Below are 19,799 nucleotides of genomic sequence, written 5' to 3' on the forward strand. Positions count from 1 at the left end.
GTCACAAGGCCCTACGCTCGATGCCTGCGGACGTACTGTCTCCGGCTGAACCGGCCAAGGCAGTCTGCGCAAGGCGTGTCGGGCAGTGGATGCGGCAAGGGAGGAACTCCGGCCCTGGGGGTGAATCGAGCCCGGGAGCCACCGAGTTGCCGCTCCAGAAGGGTGAGCTGATGCCGTAGCACCAACATTGCGGTGCGGGCGGTCCCCCGTTCGCCGTCCCGTCCCGCGCGCAAAGGCCGATGGCCCCATTCCGCGGGTGCTCGAAATCGCCGAAATTCGGCGTCGCATTTCGTCGTGATCAGCTGAACATGCCGGCCATGCGGGCCGTGACCCAGCGCGCCAGAGGCGGCGCCACGCGGGTCAACGCGTACGCGACGTGGGCCTCGGGTGAGACCGGTGCGACAGCGCGGTTGCGTCCCGCCGCACGCAGGATCTTCTCCGCGACGCGCTCGGGCGTGTAGTTCTGGCGCTCATAGCGCTCGCGAACCCGGGCGAGACGCGCGTCGGCATCGGCGCCGCGGGCTACGGAAGTGCGCGTGATCGACGTGTTGATGCGACCCGGGCAGATATTGGTGACGCCGATCTTGTGCGGTCTCATCTCGATGCGCAGTCCTTCGCTGAAGCCGAACGCTGCGAACTTCGTGACGGAGTACGCGAACATGGCCGGCGTGAACAGGTATCCGCAGGCGGACGAGACGTTGACGACATGTCCACCGGCACCGCGCTCGATCATCCGGGGGATGAAGCGCTCGCAACTGTGCACCATTCCCTTGATGTTGACCGCGATCTGCCGGTCCCAGTCCTCGGGCTTGCTCTTGAGGAACTCCGCCAGGACGGCGATGCCGGCGTTGTTGATGAGCAGGTCGACCGCGGCGTACCGATCGTGCACCGCGTCGGCGAAGGCATCCATCGACGCGGGATCGGACACGTCGGCGGTCTTCGCGAGCACGTCACAGCCGAGGGCACGGGCAGCCGCGGCGGTATCGCTGAGTCCGGTCTCGTCGCGGTCGCAGAGGACGAGCGTCGCTCCGCGGCGGGCACAGAGCATCGCCGTAGCACGGCCGATGCCGCTGCCGGCGCCGGTGATGAGGACGACACGGCCTCTGAGGTCCTTGACCTTCATGGGTGACTCCGATCTGGTGGGGAAGGCGGTGGGGGTGATGCGCCGGGTGGCTGGGGGATACCGAGCCGAGCGGCTGTGACTCGTCTGTTCGTGCTGGTCCACGTCGGTCAGGCGCGAGCGCGCTGCGCGGGCACGGAGACTGAACGGTCTGCCCCTCGTATGTCGACGGTGGCGGAGTTCAGTTGCGTCATGGCCGGGCTTGGGGCTGCGAGACTCGCGGTCTCCGCGGAGCCGCTCAGAGGGTGCGGCGCAGGAAGTCGAGCTGGTCGGCCAGGGCCTGCTCTTGCCCGGGGCCGACGTAGACGTCCAGGTGGTCGAAGGGGTATTCCAGCAGCTCGGCGCCGGCTCCCGCCTTCCTGACTGCGCGGCGGCCGGTATGGGCCGGGACGATGGTGTCGATCGACCCGATCTGTACGAGCCAGGGGCAGGTGACCCGGGAGGCGGACGTGATCGGTCGGTTGAACCCCGCCCCGAGGGCCGCGCGCGCACACACGTCGTTGCTCCAGGTCGGGCCTGCGATGGCGCGGTACAACTCCAGCCCGCCCGCTCGGGGGATGATCGCGTTCGAGCCCGGCTCGCCGATCATCGGAACAAGGTGCGGTCTACGGCCTATGAACGCTCTGGACGCGTCGCGCAGTCCGTGCATGGTCGCGCGGACCAGGTAGCCCACGCCGCCGCCGATGCGGGCGAGCTGCGCCAGTATCGCGATGCCGTCCAGCGCGGGCGTCACGGAGATCGTCGCCGCGATGCGCTTGTCCTGGGCGGTGACTGGGACCACGTGGCCGCCGGCGTAGGAAATACCCCAGAGCACGATGCGCTCAGGGTCGACGCCCGGCAGTCGGCGGGCTGCTGCGAGCGCGGCGTGGTAGTCCTGGCGCTGGCGCCGCACGGACACCAGCTGACGGGGCGACCCGCCGGAGGCGCCGAACCCGCGGTAGTCGAAGAGCAGGGCGTCCATTCCGGCGGCGGCGAAGCCCTCGGCGTAGCCCAGCAGGCTGTTGTCACGGGTGCCGCCGAAGCCCGCCGCCATGATGACGCATGGCCGTCCGCCTGCGCCGGTGAACGCGTCGCTGGTTGCCGGGAGATGCCAGGCGGAGCATTGGTCGCTGCCGCTGGTGAAGGTGATCTCGTTCATGGTGTCGGTTCCTGTTTGGTCTGCGGTGGGATTGGACTTCTGGGTGTGCTGCGAAACGCCCAGAAGTTGCGGGGCCCGACCGTCTCGTTTGCTCGGAATGGACGGTCCTGGTGCTGGGAGGGCGGCGCGGACCTGGGTCGGCGGGGCCCGGGGGGCCGGAGGCGACTGCTCGCCGGGACGGCAGTCAGTCGTCCGAAGTCAACGAGTTCCGTTACTGCCGGGTCATGGCGATCCGCCAGCGTTCCTCGATGGGGATCAGGTGCTCCTGGTTGGCCGCGGCGGTGTCCACGTCGATCTGCACCCATCGGATCTCGCCGGTGAATTCGTTGCCGCGCGCCGGGTATTCCGGGGTGACCGGCGCCCCGGACTCGCGTCCCACGTGGGTCGCCTCGTCGGCGGAGAACACGATCGCTTGGGTCATCGGCAGCTGTCCGCGGCCCACTTCGGTGCCGTCGAGGTAGAGCGTGACGGTGCCGCCCTTGGCCAGTCCCGGGCCGTCGTAGTCGAACTCCATCCTCACCTGGTGCTCGCCGGCCGGAAGCTTGGTGTCCGAGCCGACGTAGAAGTGCTGCAGGCCCACCAGGTTGTAGCAGTAGCGCAGTCGGCCGTTGCGGGCGTAGAGGCTCCAGCCGCCGGCCATGCCGCCCTGGGACAGGATGACGCCCTCGGCGCCGTCCTTCGGGACCACGACCTGTGCGGTGATGGCGTGGCTCTTGTTCTTGATGTTGATGACGGAGCTCTCGTTGAGGTGGCCCATGCCCGGGAAGAGCACCTGGGTGTTCCCGCGGATGAGCTGCGGCCGGCCCGCCAGGTCGGGGTTGAACCGCTCGGCTGCCCGGTCGTCCAGCGGCAGCACACCGTGCTTGGCTGCCTCGATCAGCCACAGGCGCTGCAGCTTGTGAAGCATCTCGGGCTGCTCGGCCGCCAGGTTGCGGGACTGGGTCCAGTCGTCGGGGCCGTACAGCTCCCACACGTCGTCGTCGAAGGAGGCCAGCTTCGCTCCCAGCAGTTCCCAGGGCGTGCGGTGCTTGGTGACCGCGGTCCAGCCGCGATGGTAGATGCCGCGGTTGCCGGCGATCTCGAAGTACTGCGTCTGGTGCCGCTCGGGTGCACCGGCGTCTTCGAAGGAGTAGCCCATGCTCACGCCTTCGATGGGGTGCTGGGTGACCCCGTGCACCGTGGTGGGCTCGGGCAGCCCGGCGGCCTCCAGGATGGTCGGAGCGATGTCGATGACGTGGGAGAACTGCTCGCGGATCTCGCCTTGGGCCGTGATACCGGCGGGCCAGTGCACGAGGGTGCCGTTGCGGGTGCCGCCCCAGTGCGAGGCCGCCTGCTTGGTCCACTGGTACGGCGTGCACATCGCGTGTGCCCAGCCGACCGCGTAGTGGTTGTAGGCGCTGGGCGAGCCGAACTCGCCGGCTTTGGCGCGCAGGAACTCCGTTGTCTCCAAGGCGCTCAGGCCGTTGAAGTTGATCGCCTCGTTGAAGCTGCCGTGGTGGGTGCCCTCGGCCGAGGCGCCGTTGTCGCCGATGATGTAGTAGATCAGCGTGTTGTCGAGCACGTCCAGGTCATCCAGGGTCTGCACCAGTCGGCCGATCTGGGCGTCGGTGTGGGCCAGGAACCCCGCGTAGACCTCCATTTGACGGGTCAGCACCGGCTTGAGGTCCTCGGGCATCTCATCCCAGTGCGGGATCTCCGGGTTGAACGCCGTCAACTCGGCGTCAGCCGGGACTACACCGAGCTGCTTCTGCTGCTCGAAGATCTCCTCGCGCAGCGCGTCCCAGCCCGCGTCGAACCGGCCGGCGTACCGGTCGGACCACTCCTTGGGGGCATGGTGCGGGGCGTGGGTCGCACCGGGTGCGAAGTAGAGGAAGAACGGGCGGTCGGGCTGCAGAGCGTGCTGGCGGCGGATCCAGTCCACGCTGCGGTCGGCGAGATCCTCGGTCAGGTGGTAACCCTCTTCCGGCGTGCGCTCCGGCTCCACCGGGTTGGTGCCCTCGTACAGCGCGGGGTAGTACTGGTTGGTCTCCCCGCCGACGAAGCCGTAGAAGTAGTCGAAGCCGCTGCCGGTCGGCCAGCGGTCGAACGGGCCGGCCGGACTGGTCTCCCACACCGGCACCTCGTGGCACTTGCCGAACTGCGCGGTGGCGTAGCCGTTGAGCCGAAGCGTCTCGGCGAGCGTGGCCTTGGAGTTGGGCCGGATCGTGTTGTAGCCCGGTGCGGAGGTGGCCAGTTCGGTGATCGCACCCATGCCGACCGAGTGGTGGTTGCGGCCGGTCAGCAGCGCCTGCCGGGTCGGCGAGCACAACGCGGTGGTGTGGAACCGGGAGTAGCGCAGCCCGCCGTCGGCCAGCCGCTGTGCCGCAGGGGTGTCAATCGGGCCGCCGAACACGCTGGAGGCGCCGAAACCCACGTCGTCGAGCAGGATCACCACGACGTTCGGCGCGCCCGCCGGCGGCCGCAGCGGCGTGATGGGCTCGAACGACGTCTCCGGGTCACGGGCGTCGTACGTCGTCGGCCTGGACCGGGGCCGGTCGGGTATGGGCAGGGTGGTGCGGGGGAGATCGTCGTGGGTGGGCACGGGTGCTCCTGACTGGGATCGGTGACGACCCGGCGGCGCCGGCGGCCACGCCTGTGCGGTGACCGGCGCCGCCGGAGTCCGATGGTGCGGTGCCCGTCGTCCGGCGGGCGGTGTGCGCCTACGGCCGCAGCGCGGCCTCCAGGTAGGCGGTGAGTGCGATCCGGCCGTGGCGGATCACGTCGGGGTCGGGATCGCGGCGCTCCCGGAAGGCCAGGTCCAGGATCCTGTCGCCGAGCTCGACCACCATCACGAAAGCCAGCTGATCGGTCTGCGGGGCGACGAGGCCGGCCGCGACGGCCACGCCGTGCATGCGCTCGGCGGTGCGGCGGGTGGAGCGCCGCACCTCGGCCCGCACGGTGGGCGAGACGCGCCCGTCCAGCCACAGTCGGGCGGTGTTGGGGTTTGCCTGGAAGTAGGCGGCGTAGGAGTCGAGCTCGCGTCCGACGAACTCCGCCAGCGACGAGGGCGTCCAGCCCGCCTCGCGCTCGGCAAGGTAAGCGCTTTGCCGTTCGAGATGCCGTTCGATCAGCGTGTCGAGGACCTGCTCGCGGTCGGCGAAGAAGCGGTAGAGCGAGGGCGCGGTGACGCCGGCTCGCTCGGCGATGGCCCGGGTGGTGGCGGCCTCGACGCCGCCCTCTTCGACGAGGGCAGCCGCGGCGTCGAGGATCCGTTCGACGGTCTCGCGGCTGCGTGCCTGGACCGGCTGTCCGCGGCGGCGATCACGCGCGGCTGGCTCCTGTCCGGAGCTGGGCTGTTCAGAGGGCTCTGGGCTCTTGACGACTGCTGCCATGGATGGGAGCGTAACGCGAATCGCGTTAGCTTTTCTAGAGGAGTTCCACATATGACCACTGAATTCGAGCCGCGGCATCTCAGGGTCGTCGTCGTGGGGGCGGGATTCGGTGGGCTGGCTGCGGCCCACGCGCTCAAACGGCGGGGGGAGGACTTCGCCGTGCTGGAGCGCGAGCAGGAGGTGGGCGGCGTGTGGCGAGACAACAGCTACCCCGGCTGCGCCTGCGACATCCCCTCGAACCTGTACTCGCTGTCATTCGCGCCCAATCCCCACTGGACTCGCGCCTTCTCCAAGCAGTCCGAGATACGCGACTACCTGCGCAGGGTCGCTCGCGAGCACGGACTGCTCCCCCACATCCGCTTCGGCTGCAACCTGATCGAGGCCGCCTGGGACGACGCCGCACAGCGCTGGCGCATCGAGACCAGCAGCGGACCGCTCACCGCCGAGGTGCTCATCGACGGCAGCGGCCCGATCGTCGAACCGTCGGTTCCGGACCTGCCAGGGCTGGACGGTTTCGCCGGTGAGGTGTTCCACTCGGCCCGCTGGAACCACGACCTCGATCTGACCGGCCGCAACGTGGTGGTCATCGGCGCCGGTGCTTCGGCGATCCAGTTCGTGCCCGCGATCCGGTCGATCGTGGGGCGGATGACGGTGGTGCAGCGAACGGCGCCGTGGGTCACCCCGCGGATGGATCGTGCGACGACCCGGTTCGAGCGCCGCCTCTACGCAGCCGCGCCGTGGCTGCAACGGCTGGTACGCCTGCGGCAGTACTGGATGCGTGAACTGGTGACGTGGAAGATCATGGTGTCTCCGCGGGTGCGCCGGATCGCCACCAAGGCCGCTCTGTCGCACATGCGCCGGCAGGTGGCCGACCCGGCGCTGCGCGAGCGGCTGACCCCGAACTGGGAGCTGGGCTGCAAGCGCATCCTGATCTCCAATGACTGGTATCCGGCCCTGTCGGCGCCCAATGTCGAGGTGGTCAGCGCAGGCGTGCGCGAGGTGCGGGCGCACTCGGTGGTCACCACCGACGGCCGCGAGCACCCCGCCGAAGTGATCATCTTCGGCACCGGCTTCCACATCATCGAACCTCCGCTCGCGGACCACCTGCGCGGTCGCGACGGGCGGACCCTGGCCGAGTGCTGGAACGGCAGCCCGCACACCTACCTCGGCGTCACCGTGACCAACTTCCCCAACCTCTTCCGCCTCGGCGGCGCGGGCAGCGCGACCGGCCACAACTCCCATGTGTTCCAGGAGGAGTGCCAGGTGGCGTACGCGATGGAGGCGCTGCGCCTGATGCGCGCACGAGGTATCACCAGTGTCGAGGTCCGCGCCGAGGAGCAGCACGCCTACGTCGAGGAGCACACGGCGCGGCTGGCGGGCACGGTCTGGTCGGTCGGCGGCTGCAGCAGCTGGTACCAGGGCGCCGACGGCGTGGCTTCGCTCAACTGGCCTGCCGAGACCTGGAAGTACCGCCGCGCGACGCGTCGCTTCGATCCCGCCGCCTACGAGCTGCGCACCCGTGCCGCAGTCGCGCCCGCCGCGAACTGACCCTGCGTATCCCTTCCATCCCACCCGACAGGGAGACCTGGCCATGACCAATCTTGCGCACCACCTCGTCGCCTTGGCGACCCGCGATGGCGACGCCCCCGCGATCCGCCTCGGCGACGCGCTGCTGACCTATGCGGAGCTCGACGAAGCCAGTGCCCGGGTGGCGGGGCTACTGCGCGACCGGGGCGTGCGGCCCGGGGACCGGGTCGGCTGCATGCTCCCCAACGTGCCGCAGTTCGCCGCGGCGTACTACGGCATCCTGCGCGCCGGCGCCGTGGTGGTGCCGATGAACGTGCTGCTCAAGGCGCGCGAGGTGGCTTTCTACCTGGGTGACTCGCGGGCCGGGCTGGTACTGGCCTGGCACGGCTTCGCTGAGGACGCCCTGGCCGGCGCGGCTACTGCCGGCGCCGAGTGCCTGCTGGTGACGCCGGGCGAGTTCGAGTCCCTGCTCGCCGACACGCCTGCGCAGGCCGGGGTCGCGGAACGGGACACGTCGGACACCGCCGTCATCCTCTACACCTCGGGCACGACCGGCACACCCAAGGGCGCTGAGCTCACCCACGCCAACCTGATCCGCAACGCCGAGATCTGCATCGACCTGTTCTCGCTCACCGGCGGTGACACGGTGCTCGGCGCGCTGCCGCTGTTCCACGCCTTCGGCCAGACCTGCGGTCTGAACGCGTCGATCGCCGCCGGTGCCTGCCTGTCGCTGGTACCCCGGTTCGACGCGCGGGCGGTGCTCGAGACAATCCGCCGTCACCGGGTGAGCGTCTTCCTGGGCGTGCCCACGATGTACGTCGCGCTGCTGAACCACCCCGAGCGGGCGGCATTCGATGTGGACAGCCTGCGGCTGTGCGTCTCCGGCGGCTCGGCGCTGCCGGTGGAGGTGCTGCACGCCTTCGAAGCCGAGTTCGGGTGCATCATCGCGGAAGGCTACGGGTTGTCGGAGACCTCGCCGGTGGCCTCGTTCAACCACCCCGACCGGGTGCGCAAGCCCGGGTCGATCGGCACGCCGATCGACGGGGTAGAGATGACGCTGCTGGACGTCTCGGACGGCGTCGGCGAGATCGCCATCCGCGGTCACAACATCATGAAGGGTTACTGGCAACGGCCGGAGGCCACCGCCGCCGCGATCGACGCCGAGGGCTGGTTCCGCTCCGGTGACCTGGCCCAGGTCGACGAGGACGGCTACTACTTCATCGTCGACCGCAAGAAGGACCTGATCATCCGGGGCGGCTACAACGTCTACCCGCGCGAGATCGAGGAACTGCTGTACACCCACCCGGCGGTGCGCGAAGCCGCTGTCGTCGGCATCGTGCACCCCGAACTCGGCGAGGAGGTCTGCGCCGCCGTCACGCTCAAAGACGGCGCTACGGCCACCCCCGAGGAGCTGCGCGAGCACGTCAAGGCGCAGGCGGCGGCATACAAGTACCCGCGGCACGTGTGGATCGTCGGGGAGCTGCCCAAGACCTCCACCGGCAAGATCCTCAGGCGCAGCGTCGAGGCGCCGACGAGCGTGGCCACCGCGCAGACCGCGGGCTGAGCCACTCCTGGAGGCCGTCTTGTGTCGTCTGCAACAACGGCAGAAGGCGCGCCGTCCTCCGGTACCCGCGCAGCCCCGGTTCCGGCCGTGCGCCGACAGCCGGCGTCCCGACATAGAGAGAAGGAGGCGACATCGAATGAATGAAGCGTCCACCGTTGCCATGCCGCCCCCAGCGGGGCAGCCGACCGCCGGGACAGCCGGCGAACCGACAGTGCCCCGCAGATACGCCTGGTGCGTGTTCGCGATGGCCTTCACGCTCATGACGTCCGACTACCTCTCCCGGCAACTGGTCGTGTCGATGTTCCCGCACTTCAAACAGGAGTGGGGACTGTCCGACGCACAACTCGGCGGTCTGGTCTCCGTCGTCTCGGTAACCGTCGCGCTCGGCACCTTCCCGGCCGCTCTGCTGGTCGACAGGTGGAGTCGGGTCAAGAGCATCGCGCTGATGGGGAGCATCTGGAGCCTTGCCACCTTCAGCGCGGCCTTCACCCGCAACTACGGTCAGCTGTTCGCGGCCCGCGCCGGGGTGGGTCTCGGCGAGGCCGGGTACGCACCCGCGGCCGGCGCGCTGCTGAGCCGACTGTTCCCGGAGCGTCTGCGGGCCACCGTCTTCGGCGCGCTCCTGTCGGCCGGGTCACTGGGCTCGGTGCTCGGTGTCGCACTCGGCGGAGTCATCGCCCAGCAGTGGGGCTGGCGGGTCGCATTCGCCGCAGCCGGGATCCCCGGCCTGCTCGTTGCGCTGCTGTTCCTGCGGGTACGCGACTATCCCACGGTCCGGCTGCCCGCCGACGCGACGACCGTGCCGAAGCTCGGCCTGCGCAAGCTGCTGGCCGAGCTGCTGCGGCCGCGTTCCGCCGTCGGGGCATACCTCGGGGGGGCGACCCAGATCGTGGTGATGTCCGCGCTGTACGCGTGGCTGCCCAGCTACTTCAGCCGCTACCTGGGACTGTCCACCGCCCAGGCCGCGGCCCGGACGGCATTGGTCATCGCCGCAGGCTTCCTCGGCCAGATCGTGCTCTCGTTCGCCGCCGACCGCCTCGCCCGCCGTGACCGGCGCCGCCGGCTGCTGCTGCCCGCCGCTCTGTCGCTGGTCAGCCTCGTCCTGCTGGTGGCCGCGTTCGCCGTCATGCCGCCGGGCAATGCGCAACTGCTCGTCATCCTGGTCGCAGGATTCACCATCACCGCCCCGTTCGGCGTGGTCGGCTCCGTTTCCGTGGACGTCGCGCACCCCGCGCTGCAGGCCACCGCCGTGTCCATGGCCGCAGTGGCGCAGAACTTGTTCGGCTTCGCCGTCGGCCCGCTCGTGGTCGGCGTGGTTTCCGACACCTACGGTCTGCGGGCCGCTCTTGCGGTGATCCCCATGTTCTGCGGGTTCGCCGCGACCTTCTTCTGGTTCGCCTCCCGCCACTACGACAAAGACCTGCGCCGGGTCGCAGCCGGCACCGACGCGAGCATCTCCCCCGACAAGGACGTCATCCGATGAGTTTCGACACCGCCGCCGCACAGCAACTGGACCAGATGATCGCCGCGCTGCGCGACGGCGAGCAGCGCTGGGCCGCCGAGCCGCTCGCCTCGCGCCGCCAACTGCTGCTGCAATTCCACGCCCACGTCGGCGCCCACGCTGCGGAATGGGCGCGCGTCGCCGGCGGCATCAAGCAGCTACCCGCCGACTCGCCGCTGCTCGGCGAGGAGTGGATCAGCGGCCCATGGGCCGTGCTGGGCTACGCCGAGGCGCTGGCCGACACCCTCGGCCGCCTCGCCGACGGCCGTAGCCTCCTGGCCGGCTACCCGGTCAGGACCGCCCCCGGTGGCCGCGCGGCGGTCGACGTGCTCCCCCACAACGTCTTCGAGCGGCTGCTGCTCAGCGGCTTCAGGGCCGAGGTGTGGATGGAGCCCGGGGTGACCGAGCGGGAGACCCGGGAGCAGGCCGGACTGGGCCAACGTACGCCCGAGCAGACGGACGGCATCGCCGTGGTCATGGGCGCCGGGAACGTCACCTCGATCGCGCCGTTGGACGTGCTCTACCAGCTGTACGCGTACAACCGGGTGGTCCTGCTCAAGCTCAACCCGATCACCGACCCGCTGTTCCCGGTGCTGGAGCAGGTGTTCGCCCCGTTCATCGACCGCGGCTACCTGCGCATCGTCACCGGTGACGCGCGGATCGGCGACCACCTGGTAACGCACCCGGGCGTCGACGCGGTACACATCACCGGCAGCGCGGCCACCCACGACGCGATCGTCTGGGGCGTCGGCGCGGCCGGTGCGGCGGCGAAGGCGGCGGGTACCCCGCGTCTGACCAAGCCGATCACCAGCGAGCTCGGCGGTGTGGCGCCGACCATCGTGGTGCCGGGCCGCTGGTCAGCGGCGGACATCCGCTTCCAGGCCGAGCACATCGCCACCCAGCGCCTGCACAACAGCGCGTTCAACTGCATCGCCGCGCAGATCGTCATCATCAGCGCGGACTGGCCGCAGAAGCAGGAGTTCCTCGCCGCACTGCGGGCGGCGCTTGCAGACGCGCCCGCCCGACCGGCCTGGTATCCCGGCTGCGACACCCGCGTGGCCGACGCCCGGCGGCTGCACCCACAGTTCGAGGCGGTCGGCGGCACCGCCGAGCGCACCGCCCTGTGGGGCCTGGACCTCGCCGACGACACCGAAACGGCATTCACCACCGAGTACTTCGGTCCGGTCCTGGGCGTCGCCGAGCTGCCGGGCACCGGCCTGCAGTTCCTGAGTGCCGCCGTGGACGCCGCCAACGACCGCCTCCACGGCACGCTGGGCGCCAACCTGGTGATCGACAACAAGACGATGCGAGCACTCGGCTCCGGGCTGCGCGAGTCCATCGCGCGGCTGCGGTACGGCACCGTCGGCGTCAACGCCTGGACCGGGGTGGGATATCTGACCGCCCGCGCCACCTGGGGTGCGTACCCTGGCCACGAGCTCCACGACATCGCCACCGGCCGAGGCGCGGTGCACAACGCACTGCTGCTGCACCGCCCGGAGCGGACGGTCGTGTACGGGCCGTTCCGACCGGCGCCGCGCTCGGTGCTCACCGGCGAGTTCAGCCTCACACCCAAGCCGCCGTGGTTCGTCACCAACCGGACCGCAGCGACCACCGGGCGGCGGCTGACCGCCTTCGCCGCCCGGCCCCGCTGGTCAGCGCTTCCCGGCATCTTCGCCTCAGCGCTGCGCGGGTAGCCGAAACCGACAGCCGCAGCTGTTCCCGCCCACTGCGCCACCCACGAAAGTGAACCACCCCCATGGCCGACCTCCTGCCGCTGCTCCCAGCTTCCTCCGCCCCGCAGAACCGACCCGACGGGATGGTCTGGATTCCCGGCGGCCAGTTCACCATGGGGTCGGACTGCCACTACCCCGAGGAGGCCCCAGCCCACGCCGTGAGCGTCGACGGATTCTGGATCGACCCGCATCCGGTCACCAACGTCGAGTTCCAGGCCTTCGTCGAGGCCACCGGATACCGGACGATCGCCGAACGCCCGGCCGACCCGGCCCAGTACCCCGGCGCCGACCCGGCCGTGCTGGCGCCGGCCTCGGCGTTGTTCACGCCACCCTCGCATCCGGTCGACCTGAGGTACCCGTATCAGTGGTGGTCGTACGTCCCCGGCGCCGACTGGCGGCACCCCGGTGGCTCAGGGACGTCGCTGCGCGACCGACTTGATCACCCAGTGACCCACGTGGCGTGGCCGGACGCACTCGCCTACGCGGAATGGGCCGGCAAGCAGATCCCCACCGAGGCCGAGTGGGAGTACGCCGCGCGCGGCGGCCTGCCCGACAGCGAGTTCGCCTGGGGCGACGAACTCAACCCGGATGGCCAGTACATGGCCAACACCTGGCACGGCGAATTCCCGCACGAGAACCTGGAGCTGGACGGCTACGCCGGCACCTCGCCGGTCGGGGCCTTCCCGGCCAACGGCTACGACCTGTGCGACATGATCGGCAACGTGTGGGAGTGGACCTCTGACTGGTACACCGAACACCCACGTCTCACGGCCAACACGCCGACCTGCTGCGGCACACCACGGCCGCGCGTCAACCCGGCCGGCGGCAAAGAGGCGGACAGCGTCGAACCCGGTCAACTCCAGCTGCCCATCCCCCGCAAGGTGATGAAGGGCGGCTCGCACCTGTGCGCGCCGAACTACTGCCGCCGCTACCGCCCCGCCGCACGGCTGCCCCAGCCAATCGACACCTCCACCTGCCACCTCGGCTTCCGCTGCGTCATCCGCCGTGCTGGATGAACCGTTGGAGGCAGTGGGGCACCAGCGCTGTGGCCGCCGCCACCCCCACATCAGCTCGTGCAGCTGGCGGGCCGAGGACTGGCGGCCGACTCCCCAGGAGGGAGCGGCGAAGGGCCGATTCACTGACAGGCCGCCAGTTCCACACCCGCGTAAGCAAACATCTGTCGTCTCGTGCCAAGGAGGGCATCCTGAACAGCCACAGCTCTTCCCGCTCGCATCTTCGCCTCGCCGCGATCGTCACCGAGGTTGAAGGCCTGTACAGCGCATACGTGGCACACAGGCAACCGCAGCGGGACGCCCATCTCCTCGCCCAACTGAACGACGCAGCCGAACGGCTCGCGGCACAGACATCCCGACCAGAAGCACTCCGGACGGCGGCAGGCTCGGCCCGCCGACGGCGCCGACAGATCGCCGCAGAGCGAGTAGCCCAGAGGATCATCGAAAGACTCGCACCGCCGGTAGAACGCTCACTAGCTGAGGCCCCAGCCGAATAACTCGAGGCTCGGGCCGAAGAATTGTCCACCCGATCAACAGTCCGACTCGTCGCCAGGCTCCAAACCGAATTGACGAGACGCCGCAGACAGGAGCAGACCCGCCGAGCGGCACATAAGAGCAGGTCACAACCCCGGTAGCACTTACCGGCTACACCCCGCCGACAGGAGACGTACGCATTGCGACGCGTAGACCGCACGCGCCCGATTTGCCGGAATCCCAAGGTGTCACGGAGCAAGAAACCCCAGGTCAAAGGCCTGACCTGGGGTTCACTATGGAGCCGCCTTCGGGATTCGAACCCGAGACCTACGCATTACGAGACCATGAGTGATCATGTTGCGCGGTGACTCGTCGTACTATCCAGTGATGTCTTTCCTGATCAGCGCACGTGCAGCCGGTTGACCCGTGATACCCCGTGATGCACCGTCCAAAGGCGTCTGTCCACCAGCTGTCCACCGGAAGGGTCGTCACGGGCACGCCAGCCAGACCGGAACTGGGGCGCCTGACGTCTCTGTCAACCGCGCCGATGGACGGACGGAGGTCACTGTGTGACCTCTACAAGCGCCCCATTGCCAAGCTGGCGGCCACCATTCGTCCGGGCGGGACCGGCCCGCAGACCGGGCCGACCGTCACGAACCGGCCCCGCGCGACCTCCGTCTCGCGCAACTCGGCTTGAAGCATTTCCACCTACTGCCGAACAGCTCTCGCGCACTCCTCCAGCGAATCGTCACTGATGACATCCGCCACCAAAATCAATGGGGCGACGCGACTCCGTCAACCCCGTCGTCGGGGGCGACGACTTGCCTGACGACGGAAAAGCAGCCTCTTCTTCGGAAAGACAACGGTTTCTAGATCTGCGCCCTTTGCCACGTAACGCCCGATCGCCAGTCCTCGGTGCCGCTTGCCCAGCTCATCATCGCCGCATGAGCCTGTTCCACCGTGACGCCCCGGCTAGAGTAGTGTCGCTCTGGCCCGCCCTCCCGATGCTCCAAGCAAACCCCCTCAATATCAAGGAAGGCTTGAATGTAAATTTGAGGAGATTGCACCTGTTGGATTACCAGAAAGGAAAGCTCACCTGCGGCAATAGAATCGATCAACTTCCGAATTGCATCAGGATTTGGGATGCCATCCTCGAGAGTTCCAAGGTCCGACTTGATCAGAAATAGTGTCATTTATCGAATTCGCCCTCTCGGACTTACGGATATGTATTGGTTCCCGGAATTCTATTACCTTCGAGGATTCTATACGGATCGATCATGGCGTGGTCATCCGACCAGCGGGGGGCCACGTCGGTACCGCCATCGCGAAAGGGAATTGGCTCATGTGAGAGTTCCATCGTCTCCATTTGCCCAGTCCAGGGATTCCTTCTGATCGGTCCGGCCCATCCCCGAGCCTTGACCTGTGTGCGTTCGGCCTGATCGAGTCCGAATCCACGCCCGCGGGGCGGGCCCCCGTCTGCGTCGCGCGCTCGCTCATCAGCGTTTCCGTCTCCACCCGGACGGCAGCCTTGGACTTTGCCGGGCGGCCCCTGGCGCATGTCCGAACCACACAACCCCCGCGCCTTCGATCCTCCCCACCTGATTGCTCGGTACATCAGCCCTTGACCACGCTCGAATGAACTTCCTCAGTCCGGCTCTCTGAATCTCCCCACCTGTGCCCCGCCGTAGCAGCGAACGGGGCTCCCTCGAACACTGGCGGTCTCTGACCACGCGCCAGTTCGAGGGAGCCCTCGCTGCTCATGCTGACACAGGAGGAAGACGTGGACGCGAACGCGCTCCACCGCCGGGGATGGACGATCTCCGCGATCGCCCGGCACCTGCACAAAGACCGCAAGACCATCCGCGCCTACGTCACCGGGCAGCGCTCCGCCGGGGTCCGTGTGAAGTCGCCCGACCAAATCGACGCGTTCGACCCCTTCGCCCAGTACGTCGCGGCCAGGCTGGTCGAGGACCCGCACCTGTGGGCCCGCACGCTCTTTGACGAGGTCGCTGGGCTCGGCTACGACCAGGCGTATCAGACCTTCACCCGCAAGCTGCGCGAGCGGGGACTGCGGCCGCACTGCGAACCGTGCTCTGGGGCTAAGGGCCGCCCTGCCGCGGTGATCGAGCACCCGGCCGGCGAGGAAACCCAGTGGGACTGGCTCGAACTGCCCGACCCGCCCGTCGGCTGGGACTATCCGAGCGGGAGAGCGTTCCTGCTGGTCGGAGCCCTGGCCCACTCGGGGAAGTGGCGCGGGGTGCTGTGCGAGTCGATGGACCAGGCCCACCTGGTCGACGCCCTGGCCCAGGTCACCCGCGCGCTCGGCGGGCTCACCAAGGTCTGGCGGTTCGACCGAATGGCCACTGTCTGCCACCCCGACAGCGGCCGGGTCACCGCCTCCTTCGCCGCCGTCGCGAAGCACTATGGGGTCCAGGTGGCGATCTGCCCGCCTCGGCGGGGCAACCGCAAGGGCGTGGTGGAGAAGGCCAACCACACTGCGGCCCAGCGTTGGTGGCGCAACCTGCCCGACGAGATCGGGGCGGCCGAGGCCCAGGCGAGGCTGGACACCTTCTGCGCGCGCATCGCCGATGCCCGGGTGAGGACCATCGGCGAGATCCGGGCGGCGGTATCCGAGCACGCCGAACGCGAGCGGCTGGCCCCGGTGCCGGCCACCGCGTTCCCGCTGACGATGAGCGTCACCCGCCGGGTCGACGCCCAGTGCCTGGTGGCCTTCCGCGGCAACCGCTACAGCGTCCCGCCCGAACTGGCCCGCGCCCAGGTCACCGTCGCCTGGCGGCTCGGCGCCGCCACCATCGACATCGTCACCGCGGCGGGGGCCGTGCTGGCCCGCCACCGGCTGGCCCCGGACGGCGCCGGGGTGCTGGTCCGCGACCACCATCACGTCACCGCGCTGGAACAGCATGTCCTCGGCGTGTTCGACGCCGGCCGCCCGCACCGCCGCAAGGAACGCATCCCGCCCGGGCCCCGCTGCCCTGGCGGCCGCCGAGGCCCTGCGTGAACACCGGCATGGCCTCCCGCACGCGGGAGGCGAGGTCGTGATCGACCTCGCCCGCTACGCGGACGCCGCAGCCGAGCGCACCCACCTGCCCACCGACGACAGCGACGAGGCCCCCGCATGACTACCATCCTCACCGACGCCTCGGGCAGCGACCTCGGGCCAGGGCCGGACACCCCGGCCCAGGCCGCCCTTTACCAGCAACTGCGCGGACACCTAGCGCAGTTGAAACTCGCCGCCGCTGCCGAAGCCCTGCCCCAGGTGCTGGACACCGCCCGGAGCGAGGGCATGTCCTTGACCGCAGCGATCGAAGCACTGCTGCGGATCGAGGTCGAGGAGAACCAGGCCCGTCGCCTGGCCGGACGCCTGCGCTTCGCGTCCCTGCCCACCCCGGCCGCCCTGGCCGACTTCGACTACGACGCCTCACCCAGCGCCGACCGGCACCTGATCGAGGAGCTGGCGACCTGCCGCTACCTGGACACTGCCACCAACGTCCTGCTGGTCGGCCCGCCGGGGGTCGGCAAGACCATGCTCGCGGTGGGCCTTGCCCGGGCGGCCGTCCACGCCGGTCACCGCACCTACTTCACCACCGCCGCCGACCTGGCCGCCCGCTGCCACAAGGCTGCACTCGAGGGCCGCTGGGCCACCATGATGCGGTTCTTCGCCGGCCCCTCGCTCCTGGTGATCGACGAACTTGGCTACCTCCCGTTGCCCGCGGAGGCCGCTTCCGCCTTGTTCCAGGTCATCTGCCAGCGCTACCAGAAGACCTCGACCATCTTGACCACCAACCGCGGAGTGGCCTCGTGGGGAGAGATCCTGGGCGACCCGACCGTGGCAGCGGCCATGCTCGACCGGCTCCTGCACCGCAGCGTGGTGATCAACCTCGAGGGCGATTCCTACCGCCTGCGCGGCCACCACGCCCGCTCCGAGCGCACCCGCAAAGCGGTGGCAGCCAGATGACCATCGCCGCCTACATCGAGACCGACCGGCACACTCGCATCGCCTGCACCGGTCCAGGCGATCCGCTGCCCCGTTTCTGGATCACCACCGCGAACCACGCGCAGATCGAGATCTCCGTGCCTGCGGCTGACCAGGACGCCCTCGCGTTCCTCGCCGCGGTGGTCAGCACTTGCCAGCGACTGCACGACCAGATCGCAAAATCCCAGAAACCATAACAAATCTGTCTACCCATCAGGCCGTGATCCTGCTAACGTCGCGGCCCAACAGGTGGGGACATTCGCCGAGCAACACCGGGGAACACCACCGAGCCGCGTCACCCTGATCGAAAGCAGCGCGAAGCCTCTGACGCGGCATCACGCACAGCTGTCCACCGGCTGTCCACCGGAATCCTGCGTATTGCGCGGCTCCAACGACGAGCCGAGCCAAAGCCGCAGGTCAAAAGCCTGGGTTCCCACGCATGCGACGCGGAGCAGAAGCGAGACCTACGCATTGCAATGCGTAGACCGCAAGTGCCCGATTTGCCACGATCCGAAGGTGGCGAGGAGCAAGAAACCCCAGGTCAGAGGCCTGACCTGGGGTTCACCATGGAGCCGCCTTCGGGATTCGAACCCGAGACCTACGCATTACGAGACCATGGTTGATCATGTTGCGCGGTGACTCGTCGTACTATCCAGTGATGTCTTTCCTGATCAGCGCACGTGCAGCCGGTTGACCCGTGATACCCCGCGATGCACCGTCCAAAGGCGTCCGTCCACCAGCTGACCACCGGAAGGGTCGTCACGGGCACGCCAGCCAGACCGGAACTGGGGCGCCTGACGACTCTGTCAACCGCGCCGATGGACGGACGGAGGTCACTGTGTGACCTCTACAAGCGCCCCATCGCAGGGGCCGGTCAACGCTGACCAGGCTCGGATGAACACCACCGAGTCGCGTCAGCCCTGAACTTGCACCGAGCCCGTCACCGTAGACAACGCGGCACCCGAGTCCTGCGGATGAGCCTGACAGCGCTGACTCATCGAGACCCCGTCGCGATCTCAAGTGCAGCTCGCCCCGGATCCCACCAAGGAACCTCATGACGCTCAAAGGCATCCAGGAGCCACTCGCCAGATCGTTCACCCTTCAACTCAATTTCTGAGCGATAGACAGGCATCACGGGAAGAAATTCCACGTGCGATCCATCATCCAGAAGGAATTGATCAATGATTGGGTCAATGTCGGGCAGAATCAGGTAGCCCGAGAAGCCGGATCCATCCCAAAGATTCTCCGCAAGCGAAAGAGTGTGGCCCTTATCCAAATTGATCCCGGACAATAGTGCGCCTGCAAGCATAGCAAGCGATTGAGCCACATTATCCTCCTCAGGAACGATTCCCAGCAGGAACTCAAACCTCCTCCGATTGCCCGCATCAATCAAGCGCCGACTGCCACCGATCGTCAAGTAAAGGGCGACACCCTCATCCGTTTGCTCTGCAGACCATTTCAGGATGGAGATATGGTTGCCCATTCCATGGAACTCGGCGCGACGAGTCGGCTCGCCCCACTTCGACACAACATGCTCGACGATTGATGCGTTCATATCTGGCGTCACGACGGAGCCCCTCCAAACGGCCACCAAACACCCGGGGGCCAGGCCGGCGGCCACCATTCGTCCGGGCCGGGCCCGAGTACCTTACCACTCTTCCCCTGGAAGCCGTTGCACTCATCGCAAGCACCTCGGAGGTTTCCGCCCTGATTGATGTCCCCGGATCGCGTTGGCTTATCGAGGCCCCAGCCGCCTCGGTAGTAGTATTTCGAGACTGGATATACGTGATCCGCCTGAGTCGACGGGGCCTCATTACAGTAGACGCAGGTTGGATTGTTCTTAAGCGCAGCAGTCCGCGCGCTCGGAGCCATTCGGCGAAACTGAATCTTTCTCACATACTTGGGGGCGGCACCGCGAACTTGATTCGGGCCTTGATATTTCCAGTTTCGATCGCCATTTGGTGAAACATTTGAACTGCCGGCAGACGCCTCATTTGTCGAGTTACCCTCGCTGGTACCGGTGGACGGCTGGTCAGCATGCGGGGCTGTACTCGTTGGTTCGTTGTTGTTTTCCCAGTTTTGTACGCGGCGGGACTGTCCTTGGGCGGCCTCTTCTTCCGCTTGGAGCGCTGCAAGTTCTTCTGTGGGGAAGTCTTCGGTGACTGGTGGGGTATAGCTGCCATCGTGACCATCGGTGGGGGGTACCGCCTCCGGGGCCGTTTCGGGCGCCCCGCCCTCGGCACCGCCGCCGACCGGCCATTCCTCGGCCGGGACTGTCAGGGATGTGGTGGGTGAGACCACTCGAAGGAGTTTCCGATGGCCGTGGGCAAGCGTCCCCTGATGGGGTCGGATTCGCGGGATCCG

14 protein-coding genes are annotated in these 19,799 nt (G+C 68.3%); 8 read left to right on the forward strand and 6 right to left on the reverse strand.

Annotated features, from left to right (window positions below; all coding sequences use genetic code 11):
• Positions 1 to 298: 298 nt before the first annotated feature.
• From ABIA32_RS32825 to ABIA32_RS32840, 4 genes are all read right to left on the reverse strand, one after another.
• On the reverse strand, positions 299 to 1,123 hold the full coding sequence (locus ABIA32_RS32825) for an SDR family NAD(P)-dependent oxidoreductase (RefSeq protein ID WP_370103426.1): 825 nt from the start codon (positions 1,121 to 1,123) through the stop codon (positions 299 to 301).
• Positions 1,124 to 1,358: 235 nt separating this feature from the next.
• Positions 1,359 to 2,357 carry an alpha/beta hydrolase gene (locus ABIA32_RS32830; protein WP_370103446.1) on the reverse strand — a complete coding sequence of 333 codons (999 nt, stop codon included), beginning with the start codon at positions 2,355 to 2,357 and terminating at the stop codon, positions 1,359 to 1,361.
• Positions 2,358 to 2,469: 112 nt separating this feature from the next.
• Positions 2,470 to 4,839 carry an arylsulfatase gene (locus ABIA32_RS32835; protein WP_370103428.1) on the reverse strand — a complete coding sequence of 790 codons (2,370 nt, stop codon included), beginning with the start codon at positions 4,837 to 4,839 and terminating at the stop codon, positions 2,470 to 2,472.
• A 118-nt stretch (positions 4,840 to 4,957) separates the two neighbouring features.
• The gene (locus tag ABIA32_RS32840) at positions 4,958 to 5,629 is read right to left on the reverse strand and encodes a TetR/AcrR family transcriptional regulator (protein WP_370103430.1); all 672 of its coding nucleotides are present in this window, start codon (positions 5,627 to 5,629) and stop codon (positions 4,958 to 4,960) included.
• Between the two features lie 51 nt (positions 5,630 to 5,680).
• Here ABIA32_RS32840 and ABIA32_RS32845 point away from each other — a divergent pair, with 51 nt between their 5' ends.
• The 5 genes from ABIA32_RS32845 (at position 5,681) to ABIA32_RS32865 (ending at position 12,970) form a co-directional block, all read left to right on the forward strand.
• Positions 5,681 to 7,177 (forward strand): flavin-containing monooxygenase, encoded by a 1,497-nt coding sequence (locus tag ABIA32_RS32845; RefSeq protein WP_370103432.1) that lies wholly within the window; start codon positions 5,681 to 5,683, stop codon positions 7,175 to 7,177.
• A gap of 43 nt (positions 7,178 to 7,220) precedes the next feature.
• Positions 7,221 to 8,720, forward strand: coding sequence for a long-chain fatty acid--CoA ligase (locus ABIA32_RS32850; protein WP_370103434.1), 1,500 nt, complete (start codon positions 7,221 to 7,223; stop codon positions 8,718 to 8,720).
• Positions 8,721 to 8,964: 244 nt separating this feature from the next.
• A complete protein-coding gene (locus tag ABIA32_RS32855; protein ID WP_370103447.1) occupies positions 8,965 to 10,203 on the forward strand; it encodes an MFS transporter in 1,239 nt (412 codons plus the stop codon).
• Entirely contained in the window at positions 10,200 to 11,915 is a 1,716-nt protein-coding gene (locus ABIA32_RS32860; RefSeq protein ID WP_370103436.1) for an aldehyde dehydrogenase family protein, read from the forward strand. Before ABIA32_RS32855 ends, ABIA32_RS32860 begins: the two co-directional genes overlap by 4 nt.
• A gap of 62 nt (positions 11,916 to 11,977) precedes the next feature.
• Positions 11,978 to 12,970 (forward strand): formylglycine-generating enzyme family protein, encoded by a 993-nt coding sequence (locus tag ABIA32_RS32865; RefSeq protein ID WP_370103439.1) that lies wholly within the window; start codon positions 11,978 to 11,980, stop codon positions 12,968 to 12,970.
• Between the two features lie 1,340 nt (positions 12,971 to 14,310).
• Here the strand turns inward: ABIA32_RS32865 and ABIA32_RS32870 are convergent.
• The gene (locus ABIA32_RS32870; protein ID WP_370103440.1) at positions 14,311 to 14,634 is read right to left on the reverse strand and encodes a hypothetical protein; all 324 of its coding nucleotides are present in this window, start codon (positions 14,632 to 14,634) and stop codon (positions 14,311 to 14,313) included.
• A gap of 566 nt (positions 14,635 to 15,200) precedes the next feature.
• Between ABIA32_RS32870 and ABIA32_RS32875 the strand changes: the two genes are divergently transcribed.
• From ABIA32_RS32875 to ABIA32_RS32885, 3 genes are all read left to right on the forward strand, one after another.
• Complete coding sequence (locus ABIA32_RS32875) at positions 15,201 to 16,460, forward strand: IS21 family transposase (protein WP_370103441.1); 1,260 nt, start codon at positions 15,201 to 15,203, stop codon at positions 16,458 to 16,460.
• A 117-nt stretch (positions 16,461 to 16,577) separates the two neighbouring features.
• Entirely contained in the window at positions 16,578 to 17,417 is an 840-nt protein-coding gene (gene istB / locus ABIA32_RS32880; protein WP_370103442.1) for an IS21-like element helper ATPase IstB, read from the forward strand.
• On the forward strand, positions 17,414 to 17,632 hold the full coding sequence (locus ABIA32_RS32885) for a hypothetical protein (RefSeq protein WP_370103443.1): 219 nt from the start codon (positions 17,414 to 17,416) through the stop codon (positions 17,630 to 17,632). Before istB ends, ABIA32_RS32885 begins: the two co-directional genes overlap by 4 nt.
• A gap of 797 nt (positions 17,633 to 18,429) precedes the next feature.
• Here the strand turns inward: ABIA32_RS32885 and ABIA32_RS32890 are convergent.
• Positions 18,430 to 19,002 (reverse strand): suppressor of fused domain protein, encoded by a 573-nt coding sequence (locus ABIA32_RS32890; protein WP_370103444.1) that lies wholly within the window; start codon positions 19,000 to 19,002, stop codon positions 18,430 to 18,432.
• Positions 19,003 to 19,799: the final 797 nt, after the last annotated feature.

The sequence above is a fragment of the Streptacidiphilus sp. MAP12-20 genome (genome assembly GCF_041262525.1).
GTDB lineage: Bacteria > Actinomycetota > Actinomycetes > Streptomycetales > Streptomycetaceae > Streptacidiphilus.